At 64.4% G+C, this 14,469-nt stretch carries 13 protein-coding genes; 10 read left to right on the top strand and 3 right to left on the bottom strand.

What is annotated here, in order from left to right; genetic code table 11:
- The first annotated feature begins 66 nt into the window (after positions 1-66).
- From Q8O35_RS13475 to Q8O35_RS13460, 4 genes are all read left to right on the top strand, one after another.
- Complete coding sequence (locus Q8O35_RS13475; RefSeq protein WP_305574195.1) at positions 67-2,340, top strand: STT3 domain-containing protein; 2,274 nt, start codon at positions 67-69, stop codon at positions 2,338-2,340.
- The gene (locus tag Q8O35_RS13470) at positions 2,337-3,509 is read left to right on the top strand and encodes a DegT/DnrJ/EryC1/StrS aminotransferase family protein (RefSeq protein WP_305574193.1); all 1,173 of its coding nucleotides are present in this window, start codon (positions 2,337-2,339) and stop codon (positions 3,507-3,509) included. The genes Q8O35_RS13475 and Q8O35_RS13470 overlap by 4 nt, the downstream gene beginning before the upstream one ends.
- 10 nt (positions 3,510-3,519) lie before the next feature.
- Positions 3,520-4,167 carry a hypothetical protein gene (locus tag Q8O35_RS13465; protein ID WP_305574191.1) on the top strand — a complete coding sequence of 216 codons (648 nt, stop codon included), beginning with the start codon at positions 3,520-3,522 and terminating at the stop codon, positions 4,165-4,167.
- 116 nt (positions 4,168-4,283) lie between these two features.
- On the top strand, positions 4,284-5,096 hold the full coding sequence (locus tag Q8O35_RS13460; protein WP_305574189.1) for a glycosyltransferase: 813 nt from the start codon (positions 4,284-4,286) through the stop codon (positions 5,094-5,096).
- 100 nt (positions 5,097-5,196) lie between these two features.
- On the opposite strand, the gene Q8O35_RS13455 is transcribed toward Q8O35_RS13460, so the two are convergent.
- Positions 5,197-6,465 (bottom strand): pentapeptide repeat-containing protein, encoded by a 1,269-nt coding sequence (locus Q8O35_RS13455; RefSeq protein ID WP_305574187.1) that lies wholly within the window; start codon positions 6,463-6,465, stop codon positions 5,197-5,199.
- A 125-nt stretch (positions 6,466-6,590) separates the two neighbouring features.
- Here Q8O35_RS13455 and ftsE point away from each other — a divergent pair, with 125 nt between their 5' ends.
- From ftsE to ilvD, 3 genes are read left to right on the top strand one after another with little or no spacing between them, the layout of a single operon-like run.
- Complete coding sequence (gene ftsE, locus Q8O35_RS13450) at positions 6,591-7,298, top strand: cell division ATP-binding protein FtsE (RefSeq protein WP_305574185.1); 708 nt, start codon at positions 6,591-6,593, stop codon at positions 7,296-7,298.
- Complete coding sequence (locus tag Q8O35_RS13445) at positions 7,295-8,233, top strand: ABC transporter permease (protein WP_305574183.1); 939 nt, start codon at positions 7,295-7,297, stop codon at positions 8,231-8,233. Before ftsE ends, Q8O35_RS13445 begins: the two co-directional genes overlap by 4 nt.
- 58 nt (positions 8,234-8,291) lie before the next feature.
- Entirely contained in the window at positions 8,292-9,962 is a 1,671-nt protein-coding gene (ilvD, locus tag Q8O35_RS13440; protein ID WP_305574286.1) for a dihydroxy-acid dehydratase, read from the top strand.
- Positions 9,963-10,380: 418 nt separating this feature from the next.
- Here ilvD and Q8O35_RS13435 read toward each other — a convergent pair whose 3' ends face one another.
- Entirely contained in the window at positions 10,381-10,911 is a 531-nt protein-coding gene (locus Q8O35_RS13435) for an ADP-ribosyltransferase (RefSeq protein ID WP_305574181.1), read from the bottom strand.
- Between Q8O35_RS13435 and Q8O35_RS13430 the strand changes: the two genes are divergently transcribed.
- Genes Q8O35_RS13430 through Q8O35_RS13420 form a run of 3 tightly spaced genes read left to right on the top strand, consistent with a single transcriptional unit; the run spans position 10,901 to position 13,153 of the window.
- Positions 10,901-11,509 carry a VOC family protein gene (locus tag Q8O35_RS13430; protein WP_305574178.1) on the top strand — a complete coding sequence of 203 codons (609 nt, stop codon included), beginning with the start codon at positions 10,901-10,903 and terminating at the stop codon, positions 11,507-11,509. The genes Q8O35_RS13435 and Q8O35_RS13430 overlap by 11 nt on opposite strands.
- A complete protein-coding gene (gene sfsA / locus Q8O35_RS13425) occupies positions 11,502-12,296 on the top strand; it encodes a DNA/RNA nuclease SfsA (RefSeq protein WP_305574176.1) in 795 nt (264 codons plus the stop codon). The genes Q8O35_RS13430 and sfsA overlap by 8 nt, the downstream gene beginning before the upstream one ends.
- Entirely contained in the window at positions 12,284-13,153 is an 870-nt protein-coding gene (locus Q8O35_RS13420) for a DMT family transporter (protein ID WP_305574174.1), read from the top strand. The genes sfsA and Q8O35_RS13420 overlap by 13 nt, the downstream gene beginning before the upstream one ends.
- A gap of 89 nt (positions 13,154-13,242) precedes the next feature.
- Here Q8O35_RS13420 and Q8O35_RS13415 read toward each other — a convergent pair whose 3' ends face one another.
- Positions 13,243-14,136 (bottom strand): hypothetical protein, encoded by an 894-nt coding sequence (locus Q8O35_RS13415; protein ID WP_305574172.1) that lies wholly within the window; start codon positions 14,134-14,136, stop codon positions 13,243-13,245.
- Positions 14,137-14,469: the final 333 nt, after the last annotated feature.

Below are 14,469 nucleotides of genomic sequence, written 5' to 3'. Positions count from 1 at the left end.
CACTTGCCGGGGCGCGGCAGCGCGCGCCTCCGGGCCACCCCCCAACGGCGAGGCAGGCAGCAGGGCATGAAGCCATTTTTCTCCAGGTACACGGAACTCGGCGAGTTCCTGGATGACCGGCCGGACCTCCGGGCGGACTGGAAGCGCCTCGCCCTGCTGGCCGCCCTGGGCTACTGCCTCACCCTGGCCGTGCGCCTGCTGGAGGCCCCCAACTGGAGCGCTCCGGCGCTCATGGCCGGAGGCGAACGCATCCTCGCCACCCACGACTCCTATTGCTGGCTGGCTGGCGCCAAGGGCGTCAACGAATATGCCTCCTTCGGCATGGCCGGGTTGGCGCGCCTTTTGTCCGGCCTCACCGGCGCGCCCCTGTGGGCTGTGGCCTTCTGGGCTCCGCCCTTCCTGGGCAGCCTTACTGCCGTGGCCACCGCCCTTTGGGCCTGGCAGCTCGCCGGCCGCCGCGCAGCCATCTTGCCCGCGCTCATCGGCGGCCTCTCTCCCGCCTTCTACTACCGCTCGCGCCTGGGCTATTACGACTCCGACGTTTTCACCCTTCTCATGCCCCTGCTGCTGGGACTCTTTCTCGCCGCCATCATCGCGCCCTGCTGCACCCGCTCCTGGAGCATGAGCCAGGCAGAGCGCGAGGAGCTCGCCGAGCCAAGCGCCTGGCTACCCTGGCTGGCGCTTGGCTTCGGGCTCGTGGCGCGCATGGCCCACTTCGCCCACGACGACGTCCACCCTCTGGGCATCGGCCTGTACTGGCTGGCCTTGGGCCTGTCCTTGGTCACGGCCCTTCCCGGCAAACGCCCCCTGGCCCTGCGCCTGCTGGTGGTCTACGGCTTGGCCGCGTATGCCGGGCCGCGTCATTTCGGCATGGAGATATTCCAGCCGGGGTTAGGCGACATCGCGGGCGTCCTGGCAGCGTCAGGAGCCGCGTGGCTCTGCTGGAAGCGTCCGGCCCGCCTCGCGCACTGGCTCGACAAGCCCTGGCCTTGGCTGGCAATCCTCGCCGTCATGATCCTGGCCTGCGGCCTGCTGCTGCCCCTGGGCCCCTTCTGGGCAAAAGCCCTCAGCTATTTCAAGCCGATGACCGATGCCGGACTGTCCCACCTGCCCTCTGGCGAGTCAGCCCCAAGCTACCCCGGCATCACCCAGAGCATCCGCGAGGCCAAGAACGTGGCCGACTTCGGCCTGTTCTTCGCCGGGGTGTCGTTCTCGGTGCTGGGTGGAGCGGCCGGGCTGTTGGGCATAGCGGCGCTGCTGGCCCTGCGCCCGGCCTTTGTGCTGCTCTTGCCCATCACCGTGCTGGCCTTTGCCAGCCTGAAGCTGGGCGCACGCTTCGCCATGTTCGGGGGGCCGGTGTTCGCCCTGGGCCTGGGCATCGGCTTCTACTGGCTGTGCAAGGCCCTGGCGCACCGCTTCGGCCTGGGCCTGCGGTTCATGGCCTGGACGCAGGCAGCCGCAGGCGCGCTCATTCTGCTGTTGTTCTATGCGCCGCGCTCCGCCGAAACCCGTCCCTCGCCCGTCCTTGCGCCACCTCATGCCCTGGCGCTCATGGGCCTGCGGCAGAACGCACCTGAGGACGCCGAAATCTGGACCTGGTGGGACTTCGGCTACGCCACCCAGTACTACGCCGAACGCCGCACCCCCACAGACGGCGGCAGGCACGCCGGACGCGACATCTTCGCCACAGCCCTGGCGCTCTCCACGGATAGTTACCGCCAGGCCGCCCAAATCATTCGCCTCTCGGCCAGCCAAGGCATTGGGCAGGAAGGCGGCCCGGCCAAACGCTGGGACACCATGTCCGCCCTGGCCGTGCAGCAGGAATTGCAAGACTTGCGCGACCGCGACATGAACCTGCCCGACACAAGGCCGCAACTGCTCACAGTATGCTGGGAAAACGTGCCGCTGCTCCACTGGATCAGCTTCTACGGCTCCTGGGATGTCGTGACGGGCGCAGGCCGACATGCAGGGGTCATGCAGCTCGCCGAAGCCATGGACGTGGACAAACTGCGCGGAGAGCTCAGCGTCAAAAGCAAAAAGAAGCCCCTGCCCCTTGGCAGCGCGGAGGTGCTTGGGGCAAAGGGCCTGGAGCGCATTCAGATCAAAGAAAACCCGGGAGCCTCGCACCTCCTGATCAACGAAATTTCCAGGCAGGCCATGCTGCTCGACGACGTGGCCTACAACAGCATGGCCGTGCAGCTGCTCATCGGAGACCCGAACCGACCGGAGCAGTCGCGTTATTTCAAACTTCTGCACGAGGGCTTCCCCCTGGTGCGCATCTACGAAGTCCTGCCCGGGCCGGAGAATCCCGAGAAGCAGGCAAAGGCAGCAAAACCATGAGCATTCCCTTCATCGACCTCAAAACTCAGTATTCCCGCGTGGCCGGAAACGTTGAGCAAGGCCTGCGCGCCGTGCTCGAATCCGGCGCGTTCATCAACGGCCCGGACGTGGTCCGCCTGGAGAAGCGCCTGGCCGAGTATTGCGGCACGCGCTACGCCGTGGGCTGCGCCTCCGGCACGGACGCCCTGATGATGGCGCTGATGGCCCTTGGGGTGGGTCCGGGGGACGCGGTGTTCTGCCCGCCCTTCACCTTCATGGCCACCGCCGAAGTTGTGGCGCTCCTGGGCGCGACCCCGGTGTTCGTGGACATCGACTCCAAGACCTACAACATCGATCCGGCCCAGCTGGAAACGGCCATCCGCGCCGTTGAGGCCGACGATGCGAAACTGTATCCGCTGCCCAAGCACGCCGGCAAGCTTACGCCCAAGGCGGTCATCCCGGTGGATCTCTTCGGCCTCTTGGCCGATTATCCGGAACTCCTCAGCGTCGCCGCCAAGCACGGTCTGTACGTCATCGAGGACGCAGCCCAGGCCTTCGGCGCCACCATGGAGCTGGGCGGAACCACCCGCCGGGCGTGCTCCTTCGGCCAGATCGCCTGCACGTCCTTCTTCCCGGCCAAACCGCTGGGCTGCTACGGCGACGGCGGCATGTGCTTCACTGATGACGAGAAGCTTCTGGAGCTGCTGCAGTCCGTGCGCGTTCACGGCCAGGGGACTGACAAATATCAGAACGTGCGCTTGGGCATCACCGGCCGCCTGGACACCATGCAGGCCGCCATCCTGATGGCCAAGATGGACATCTTTGAAGACGAGGTGCTGCTGCGCCAGGGCGTGGCCGCGCGCTACGCTGAGCTCCTGGCCGCAATCCCCGGCCTGACCCTGCCCAGCGCGCCCGCGGGGCACCTCTCAGTGTACGCCCAGTACAGCATCCAGGCCGAGTCCACCGCGCACCGCACGCAGTTGCTGGAAAAGCTGGCCAAGGCCGGTGTGCCCACCAGCATCTACTACCCGGTGCCCCTGCACCTGCAGCCCGCCTATGCCAACCTGGCCTATGCCGTCGGCGCCATGCCCGTGAGCGAGGCCGTGGCCGGACGCATCTTCAGCATCCCCATGCACCCCTACCTCACCGCCGAGGTCCAGGCGGAAATCGCCAAGGGCCTGGCGGGGTAAGGCGGAAGCCATGCGGATCATCTGGCGCACGCTGCCCAGGCTGGCCCTCCCGGCCGCCATAGGCCTGGGGCTGGCCTACCTTGGCACGGGTTTTTTGCCCAGGCCAGAGGCCGCCCTGCGTCCGCCGGAGGAACTGCGCGCAATGGGCCAGGGCCTCGCCGAGGAATCGCCCGTGCGCGCCATCCTGGAGCGCAACGTGCTGCACCTGGAAAGCCCGGCCTTCAAGCCCCCAGACAGCCCTCTGGCCCCGCCCGCGGAGCCTGCGGCGGCGGCGGCAGCCCTGACCCGGCCTCTCCAGGCCGAAACGCAGCAGAACCAGACCGAGGCGGCTTTTGCCCCTCTGGAATTCGTGCTGCTGCCCAATGCAGGCAGAAACAAGAAGCCGTCCGTTCTTTCCGGCGGCCCCCATGTGCAGGGGCTGGTGGTTGCGCCGACAAACGGCACCGGCGCAGCAGGCGTCGAAGGCTTCCGCCTTGTGGGCGTTGTGGCCGGGGGAGCAAGGCCAACGGCCATGCTGCAGGTGGACGGCGCTGCGGTCACCCTGCGCCCGGGCGATCAGGCCAAGGGCTGGACACTGCAATCCGTCGAGGCCGAGCGCGTGACCCTGCGCAAGGGCCATGACCTGCGCGTGCTGCCCCTGGCCGGGACAAAGCAGTAACCCCAAGCCCTAAACATCGGACGCAGACGGACGATGAAGCCCTGTGCGGCAAGCCCCATGCGGAGCTCCGCCAGCGCCGTCAACACTTCAAGACCGCCAAGACTCAAGGAGCCGCCATGCCCCGCGTCAGCATCGTGATCCCCAACTTCAACCAGCACAAATACCTGCCCGCCTGCGTGGACCACTGCTGGTTCCAAACCCACGCTGACCTGGAGCTGATCATCGTGGACGGCGGCAGCAACGACGGCACCAAGGACTACCTGCGCCAGCTGCCCGAGGAGCTGAACCTGCGCGAGAGCAACCCCATTCTGCGCATGGACGAGGCCGGAAAGGTCATCCACAAGCATTGCCGCAGCTTCCGCGAGGACACCCACGCCACGCACCCGGAACGCACCCTTAAAATCATCGCCAGCGAGACCGACCTGGGCCGCACCGGCACCTATAATGCCGGGTTCTCCCTGGTGACGGGCGAGTACTGCACCTACATCGTGGGCGACGACCTGCCGCACCCGCACATGATCGAAGAGCTGGCCGCCACCCTGGACAAAACCGGCGCGGACCTGGCGTACTCGGACTTCAGCATCATCAGCGACGACGACCGCATCATGCGTCTGGTGCGCAAGCCGGACTACGACTTCAAGGCCTGCTTCGCCGACTGGTTCCACATCGGGGTTTCCACCCTGCACCGGGCCAGCTGGCTGAAGAAGACCGGCCTCATGGACGAGACGTACCAGTTCGCCAACGATTACGCGCACTATCTGCGCATGGCCATGCACGGCGCTCGCTTCGTGCATGTGCCGCGCGTGCTCTATTCCGTGCGTTTCCACGGGGCCATGACCCAGCACGACGAGTCGCAGCGGCTGGCGCTTCTGGCGCGGGAGTTCCTGGCCCAGGGCGGGGTCGAGGGCGGGGCGAAGCCGCTGATGTAGCAATTTCGCGGGCGCTTCGCAGGCCCCTCCGGTACCGGCAAAGGCCGGGGCAGGTTTCGAGCCTGCTCCGGCCTTTGCCGTTGTGTGGGGATGGTTGGCGCTAGCGCCGGAAACGGTTGCGCACGGCCAAGGCGAAAAGAGTGAATTGCACGGCAATAAGGAACTGCCAGAACCCGCGCCCCACCTTCAGCCAGCCCTCGCCGGGTATGTCCTTGGCAAAGGGGATGGTGGCCATGGTGGCGTTGGCGGCGCTAGCCAACGGAAGGACAGCATTCCAGTTCCAGCTTGGTGTCCAAGCGTTGGCGAAAAATGACAGCGCCACAAGGGCCAGCAGCCACACCCCGGCGCGAACGGCGCGTTCGCCGAAGCCGGAGGTGGCCCAGTAGATGCCTGTGAGTGTAAGCTTGGGCCAATGCGGGCGATGCCAGAGTAGCTTGAACCACGCCTTTGCGCGGTCGCGCCATTTGGCGTCACGGTCTTCGACGACTTCAATAAGCTTATTACTGCGGTCATTGTCGAATAGCTGCTTGAGCTCCATCAGCTTTTCGCGGAAGTGCCAACGGGAGACTTGAGGTTGGTCGTGCGATTCAGCAGCCTTTTGCTTCATGGCACGGTAGAGTTCTTCTAGCTGTAAATCACTTATCTTTTCATCTTGTTCATATCCAAAACGATCTGGCCATGGTTCACACTCGCAAAATGAGAAAGATTTCACTTCACTACTTGAGTAAATAACATTTGATAAATCTTTTGTCGTAAGCCTCTGCATTCTGATGATGTTGTCATCGGCTCTCGTCGCGTGAAAAAGTACGTTCCCTCCAAATACCGATTTGAAAAACCACACAGGGGCTTCGAATTCAGAAGCGATAAACATTGCGCCTGATTCAAAAGTTGTATCGGAAAAATGAGCTTTTCCATTGAACTTCACAGTATGAAAATCAGGTGCAGATATAAACCTTGCACCTGAAAAGTCTGCATTCTCTTGAAATGTTGAATTGCTTAAGAGCAATGAACGGATTGTCAGCCCACGAAAAAGCGCTTTCCCTGAAAAGACAGAGTGTTGTATGTTTAGTGGTTTAAGTTCATTTCCTGGAAAAGCTTTAGAAAAATCAATGTCGCCAGGGAAAATTATTCCAGGTAAAATGCATAATGGCTCTTGCCCACGTGCGTGGCACTCCTTGACTTTCGCGAAAAACCGTTGATTGAATTCAGCTACACTAACTGGATTTCCGTTCGCGTCGAGTTTTTTGTCTCGCGGCGCGTGAAATAGACAATAACGCTTTCCGTCGACAGAAAATTTGTGGATTGGTAGCGGTGGTGTCTCTCTCCACTCATGCTTAATGCATCCTTCGCACTTAACTAAAGCTTCCATACTCCCCTCCCTTCCCAACCTCACCGTATCCACTACCAAATATGCCCCGCCCAGCATAGGGCCAAAACCAGGGGCAGACCCGCCCCCTTCCAAACCGTGGATCTTTGGCGTAGAACCTTCTGCGTATGGTTCATCTCGATCACATTAATTGCATATTGGGCGGGGCGCATGCCCTGACAGACGTTTCGCTCCACGTGGAGCGCGGCGAGTTCGTGTTTTTGACCGGCCCTTCCGGCGCTGGCAAAACCACGCTTCTGCGCGTGCTCTACGGCGACCTCAAGCCCAAGAACGGCGCGGCCACCGTTGCCGGCGTGGACCTCATGCGCCTCAAGTCATCCGGCCTGCCCGCCCTGCGCCGCAAGGTGGCCGTCGTGTTCCAGGACTTCAAGGTCCTGCCCGAGCGCACGGTTTTCGAGAACATCTCCATCGCCCTTGAGGTGCGCGGCGTGCCCACAGCCAGCATCGACCGCCGCGTGCGCGCAGTCATCCGGGCCCTCGACCTGGAGGAACGCTCCTACGCGCCCTGCCGCGAGCTTTCCGGCGGCGAGCAGCAGCGCGTGGCCATTGCGCGCAGCATGGTGGTCAACCCGGAACTGATTTTGGCCGACGAGCCCACAGGCAACCTGGACTCCGACCTCTCGCGCCATCTCATCGAATTGTTCAAGCAATTCAACACCTACGGCACAACAGTCATCATGGCCACGCACAACCGCGACGTGCTTTCCTGGGCGCCAGAGGCCCGGCAGGTGCACATTGTGCGCGGGCAGGTGACCTTGCCCACGGCTGAGGTTTTGAGCGGCGCCGAAAGCGTGGCGGCGCGGAGGGGCGCATGAGCACCAGCAAACTGATGCTGCGCGGTGTGGCCGACATGGTCCGCCACCCCCTGCCGCAGCTTTTGACCCTGGTCACCGTGTGCATGGTGGCGCTTCTTGCGGGCACCGGCCTGCTGATTCTGCACAACGTGCAGGCCGAGGTGCTGAAAACCCAGGCCCAGGCGCGTTTCCAGGTCTACTGGAGCGCCAGCTCCAACATGACCGAGGTGGAAGGCCAGTGGGCCGACCTGAAGCGCGTGCCCGGCGTGGCGGAGGTCTCCACCTTCACCCCGCGCGCGGCCATGGCCGAGCTTATGCGCGGGCTTTCCGCCGCAACGCCCGCCCCGGTCGCCCCCCCAGCCGACAATGCCAGCATGGCCAACGCCACCGCCTCGAACCCCAATGATTTTTCCTGGCTGGAAGGCGAGAACATCCTGCCGCCCACGGCCCTGGTCAGCTTCGACATCCCCGCTGGCGAGGCCCCGGAGCCCTGGATGGGCCGCATGTACGCGCGCCTGCGCGGCCTGGCCGGGGTGGAGAAGGTTACCTACAACGCCACGCAGCTCAATCTCGCCACGGGCTGGATCGCGCTCATCCAGCACGCCGCTTGGCCTGCGCTTGGTTTCTTCGCCCTGGTGGTGGGCCTTGTGGTTGGCAACACGCTCAAGCTCATGATGCTGGCGCGCAAGGACGAGGTGGAGATCTTGTCCCTGGTGGGCGCACGGCCCTGGTTCATCCGCGCTCCGCTGTTCGCCAACGGCGTGGTGCAAGGCTTCGCAGGCGGCGTGCTCTCGCTCTTCTGCCTCAAGTTTCTGCAATCCTGGCTTAAAAGCGTCCTCGACGTTCCTCCGCTGTTCCTGAAGGTCCAGTTCCTCCCCGCGTGGCAATGCCTCGCCCTTGTGCTGGCCACCACCTGCGTGGCTGGTCTGGCCGCCTTCATCGCCGCCCGGAAGTAACCCCCCGAAAATTTTCGCCGACCAAAACAGGAGAGAGCCCATGCCCGCCAGCAAAAAAATGACCGCCCGCAGCTCCAAGATGACCGGCGGCCTGGAAAAGGCCCCCCACCGTTCGCTTCTGGCCGCACTCGGCCTGACCCGCGAGGAGATGCGCCGCCCGCTCATCGGCATCGCCAACTCGGCCAACGAGATCATCCCCGGCCATATCCACCTGGACAAGATCGTGCAGGCGGTGAAGGACGGCGTGCGCATGGCTGGCGGCACCCCCATGGAGTTCCCCACCATCGGCGTCTGCGACGGGCTGGCCATGAACCACGAGGGCATGCATTTCTCCCTGCCCAGCCGCGAGCTCATCGCCGACTCCATCGAGATCATGGCCTCGGGCCACCCCTTCGACGCCCTGGTGCTGGTGCCCAACTGCGACAAGGTGGTGCCCGGCATGCTCATGGCCGCGCTTCGGCTCAACATCCCCACCATCGTCATTTCCGGCGGGCCGATGATGGCCGGAGAGCTGCGCGGCAAGCGGGTCGACCTCATCAACGTGTTCGAGGCCGTGGGCAAGGTGAAGCTGGGCAAGATGGAGCAGTCCGAACTGGACGAGCTTGAGGAATGCGCCTGCCCGGGCTGCGGCTCGTGCGCGGGCATGTTCACCGCCAACTCCATGAACTGCCTGTCCGAGACCATCGGCATGGCCCTGCCCGGCAACGGCACCATCCCGGCGGTCATGGCCGCTCGCATCCGCCTGGCCAAGCAGGCCGGCATGCAGATCATGGAGCTTTTGAAGCGCGGCATCCGCCCGCGAGACATCGTGACGGAGAAGAGCGTGAAGAACGCCGTGCGCCTGGACATGGCCCTGGGCTGCTCCACCAATACAGTGCTGCACCTGCCCGCAATCTTCCGCGAGGCCGGGCTCGACCTCACTCTGGCCATCTTCGACGAGGTGAGCCGCAGCACCCCGAATCTTTGCCGCCTTTCCCCTGCCGGACCGGACTACATCCAGGACCTGCATGCGGCGGGCGGCATTCCCGGCGTCATGGCCGAACTGAACAAGGCCGGGCTCATCGAGACCGGAGCCCTCACCTGCACGGGCAAAACCGTGGGCGAGAATCTGGCCGACCTCAAGGCCGGCGTGCGCGACCACGAGGTGGTGCGACCCATCGACGCGCCCTTTTCCAAAGAAGGCGGCATCGCCGTGCTGTACGGCAACCTGGCGCCCATGGGCGCAGTTGTGAAGCAGAGCGCCGTCGTGCCCGAGATGATGCGCCGCAAGGCCAAGGCCCGGCCCTACGACTCCGAGGAGGAGGCCGTGGCGGCCATCCTGGCCGGAGACATCAAGCCCGGCGACGCGGTGGTCATCCGCTACGAAGGCCCCAAGGGCGGCCCCGGCATGCGCGAAATGCTCACCCCCACCAGCACCATCATGGGCATGGGCCTCGGCGAGTCCGTAGCCCTCATCACTGATGGCCGCTTCTCCGGCGGCTCGCGCGGGGCGGCCATCGGCCACGTCTCGCCCGAGGCGGCCAGCGGCGGGCTCATCGGCCTGGTGCAGGACGGCGACATCATCGAGATCGACATCCCGGACCGCAAGCTGAACCTGCTGGTGGACGAGGCCGAGCTGGCCGACCGCAAGGCCAAGCACCGGCCCAAGCGCAAAACCATCAAGTCGCCCTTCCTGAAGCGCTATGTGAAGCATGTGACCAGCGCGGCCCAGGGCGCCGTGCTGGAGTAACGGCACAAGCCCGCGCACACCCGCCAGAAATTAAACGGCCCGCCCTCCCGACACAGGAAGGCGGGCCGTTTGTACATGGCGCAGCATAGATTTCAGGCGCAAGAATACCGCGCCCGGACGGGCGCAGGAAGATAGTCGGCTCTATGGGTAGAGGAGAGTTGGGCGCGGACGCCTGAAATCAGCGCCGGGGCTAAGCCCGAACTGGGGGGATGCAGACGGCTCTAGCTGCGGGGCGTGAAAACGTACTTCCCGACCTGGCCGGGGAACACGTGGTCATGCTCAACCTCGTTGAATGCGATATCATCAGGAACGCCACCGGGCCATGCCGGGCAGTCACCTTGCGCGTCAAAATGCCTGCATTCGTTGCACTTCGGAAGGACAAGCTCTTTTAGGGCCTCTTCAGGAGTGATTATTTCCATCACTTTTCCCTCAACGAAATATGGAGTGTCTCACCGTCTCGCCTCGATGACTGCACTATATACCGGGAGCGCCTGTCAAACAAGACCTCCCGCTCAGTATTCGACTTCGGCGTCGTGGCGCTGGCTGAATAATCACTGAGGTATCTCCCGCGTTTCGACTCGATGCTGTAGAGCACGCGAGGTCCATCACCCGCGTAGTGCCGTGCGACTTCACGGCTTGTTGACGTTGAAGTGAATGCAGGGAATCCTTCAGTTCGAGAATTGTTGAGTCTCTCCGCTATGTCGCTCACCTCGGCCTCGCTCTTCAGCCCCACCCCGCGGTACACGGTGCCCTGGTAGGCAGGCAGCTTCTTCAGCGCTGCGGAAAGGTCGGAGACCAGCACGCGTTGCTCTGCGGTCAGGCCGTCCTTGTTGCGCAGCCCACGGTTGAGGTCGCGGAAGGCATCGCCCGTATAAGCGGAGAGCGCGGCCTTGCTTTTCCAGGCCCGCCCGTCTACGAAAATGCCAGTGGAGGCACCTATGCGATTCACAGGCATCAATCACCTGGCCCTGGCCACAGGCGACATGGACGCCACCATCCGCTACTGGCGCGATCTGCTGGGCCTGCGCCTGGTGGCGGGCCTGGGCCACCCAGGCTACAGGCACTATTTTTTCGAGCTCACCGAGCGCGACATGATCGCCTTTTTCGAGTGGCCGGGCGTGCAGCCAGGCCCGGACAAGGACCACGGCGCGCCCGTGCGCGGCCCCTTCACCTTTGACCACATATCCCTTGGCATTGAGGACGAGGACGAGCTGTGGGAGCTGCGCGACCGCCTGGACGCGGCGGGGTTCTGGGTCTCGGAGATTGTGGACCATGGGTTCATCCGCTCTCTCTATTCCTTTGATCCAAACAACATCGCCGTGGAATTCAGCGTGCCCGTTTCCGGGGTGGATCTGCGAACAAATCCTGTGATGGCCGACACCGAGCCCACGGCCTGCGCAAGCCAAGGCGCCGCCCCAGTGCCAGGCGTGTGGCCCGCGCCCAAGCGCATCACGTCCGTATCCGAGCGCCGCGCCTACCCTGGCGAGGGCCTGCGCCTGTTGGGCAAGGAACCGGAGGAAGGCGACGACGGCCCCAGGCATGTGTAACGCCGAAGGCACGCTGCTCCTGCCTTTCCCGCCCGGCTGCCGCGTCACGCGGCTGGTGCGCCGTGAAAAACGCTTCACAGCAGTGACTGTTGATCCGAACAGCGGCCACGAGGTGCGCGCCCACACCAACAACACCGGCTCCATGCTGGGCCTGCTGCGGCCCGGCGCGCTGGCGCTGCTCTCTCCCGCCGCCAATCCGGACAGGGCGCTCAAGTGGACCCTGGAGGCCTTGGCGCTCCCCGGCGGTCACAGGGGACTGAATCCGGCCTGGGTGGGCGTAAATACCCTGACGCCAAACCGCCTGCTGGCTGCGGCATGGCGGGCTGGTCTTCTGCCGGAGGCTAGCCCCTATGCCTGCATGACGCCAGAAGCCAAAACCGGCGACAGCCGCCTGGATGCCCGCTTTGACTCTGACGGTCTGCCCCCGCTGTTCGTCGAGTGCAAGAATGTGACGCTGGTGGAGGACGGCCAGGCCCAGTTTCCAGACGCAGCCAGCGAGCGCGGGCGCAAGCACCTGCTTGAGTTGACGCGCCTTGCAGGCGAGGGTTGCCGTGCAGCACTTTTTTTCCTGGTGCAGCGGCCAGATGGCGACTGTTTCGCCCCGGCTGAGGCCATCGATCCGGATTATGCCGCAGGCCTTGCCACAGCCCTGCGCGCCGGAGTAGAGGCTTGGGCCTGGCGGGCGCATATTTCTGAAGCAGGCGTCGGCCTTGCGGGGCGTCTGGGCCTCGCCCCGTCCTGGGCCGCCCTTGCAACAATACGAGCCCCTGAACCATGCTGCACCTGATCCTCGGCGCCGTTATCATCAGCTTCTCGCCCGTGTTCGTGAAGCTGGCCGCACCTTACGGCGTGGGCGGCGACGCCGCCGCCTTTCACCGCGTGCTCATCGGCGGCATCGGCCTGTTCCTGGCAACACTCGTCAGCCGCGAGCCGCGCTCGCGCATCTCGGCCATGCCGCGTGCTGGCTGGTGGTGGTCGCTGGTGTGCGCGGCATTCTTTGCCGCAGACCTGGTGTCCTGGCACCTTTCCATCCTGTACATCGGCCCTGGCCTGGCCACGCTTTTCGGCAACTTCCAGGTGTTCATCCTGGCCCTTTGGGGCATCCTGTTCCTGAAGGAGAAGCCGGGCCTGCGCTTCTTCCTCGGGTTAGGGCTGGCAATGGCCGGGCTCCTGGCCATCGTGGCGCCAGCCTGGGCCATCGCCGGGCACGATTATCAGGTGGGCGTCATCTTCGGCCTCATGACCGGCCTGTTCTACGCCGGATTCATCCTGGCTTTGGGGCGCAGCATGGCTGTTTGCGGAGAGGGATCGCAGTTGGCCGTGATGACGGTGAACTCGCTGATGACCGTCGCCCTGCTGCTCCCTGTGCTGCTCGTGCGCGGCGAAAGCCCGGCCCTTGGCCTGGGCATGCCGCTGCTGCTCATGGCGGGCTATGGCATCACCTCCCAACTCATTGGCTGGACCCTCATCAGCCGAGGCCTGCGCGAAACGCGCATGTCCCTGGCCGGGCTCATCCTGCTGCTCCAGCCCGTGCTGGCCTACGTTTGGGATTTGACGCTCTTCGCCCGGCCCGCTGGCGCAGCCGAACTCATCGGCGTGGCAGCCACCCTGGCGGGCATCGCCCTTGGCGTGCGGCGAAAGTAAGCGATCGTCCAGGGGTGCTGCCCCCGTACCCCCGCCAGAGTGCATGCGCCCCCAGACCCCCCAGCCGCCGGTGGCTCTATTCCCTCTTCCTACCCAGCGCCCAAAAGCCGCCGCAGGCCAGGGCCTCGCTCAGCCGGGGGCATTCGCAACAGCGCGCGCAAAAGATCCTGGGCAAAGGCGCACAGGGTCTCTGGCGCGATGCTCCTGGCCTGTTCGGGTTCGGCCAGAGCCTCGAAGAGCGCGCCCACTTGTTTCGAATTCCCATAGGCCTGCTGGAACTCCGGCAAGTTCTCGATGAACATGTCGGCCAGGGCGGCGTCAGCCTTGGACGGGAGGGGCGCGGAGCGCGGACGGATGACGCTTGAGGCCAAGGTCAGAGCCAGGGCCGACTCCAGATCCCTTCGCACGCTGCCTTCCAGGCGCGCCAGGGCGTCCTGGGTCAGAGCCGCGTTCGCAGCCGAGGCAGGATGCAGCAGGCCCAGGCAGAGCAGCGAATCTCTGTCCTGCAAGGCTTTGAGAGCATTCAGAAGAGCCTGAGCCAGACGTGCAGCAGCCTCGTCCGAGGCGTTGGGCAAACGGCTGAAACTGGCGGCAAGGGCCTCACGCAGGGCATCGGCGCGCAGGCTTTGCTCCACGGCCAGAACTTCCCCGTCCGTGGCGGCGGCCAGGGCCAGAGCCAGGCGGGCATGCAGCGCCCCGGCGCGTTCGGGCTCAGCCTGCTGCAAGGCGCGCAGCAAGCCATCGGTGCGAAAGACATCGTCGGCGCGGGCAGTGGCTGCCGCAAGCCGGGACTTTGCCAGCATCTCGGCCACAGGCCCGTGGGCCAGATACCCGCCCGCTGCGCCCACGGCCAGAAAAACCGCCACGGCAAGCAGCGCACGACGTCCACGCACAAAGCGCGAACGCCCCCACCAAGCCGCGCCAAGCCCGGCCAGGGCAGCCAGCGCAAGAAGCGCGGCCCAGAGCAGGTACGTCATGCTCACATCTGCCTCCGAAAGCCCGTTCTGCACCATTTTACCACAGGAGGGAAGCGGCTGGGGTCCCACCGCGCAGGCGCCAGCTCCATCCATGTCGCCAAGTGCGCAAATATTTCACACGAAAAAGGTTCTGCGCTGGCAATGTTTTTTATATCCACTTTTAATATAGGCAGTTGAGCCATGGCACGGCCCTTGCTTTAATTGATTCAAACGCGTTGACGCGGGTAGATGAAATGCTCTGAGTGCGCACAAATGGTACACTTTGGCCAAAAGCGCATGCCCATCGGACCAAGGGCGGTTGCCCCATAACTCCAGATGGCGTAAGGGCAACCCCGCATC

Origin of the sequence: Humidesulfovibrio sp. (genome assembly GCF_030689645.1) — a bacterium.
Lineage (GTDB): Bacteria > Desulfobacterota > Desulfovibrionia > Desulfovibrionales > Desulfovibrionaceae > Humidesulfovibrio.
Note: the sequence above shows the minus strand (reverse complement) of the source record. Positions and strands in the feature narration are given on the sequence as shown.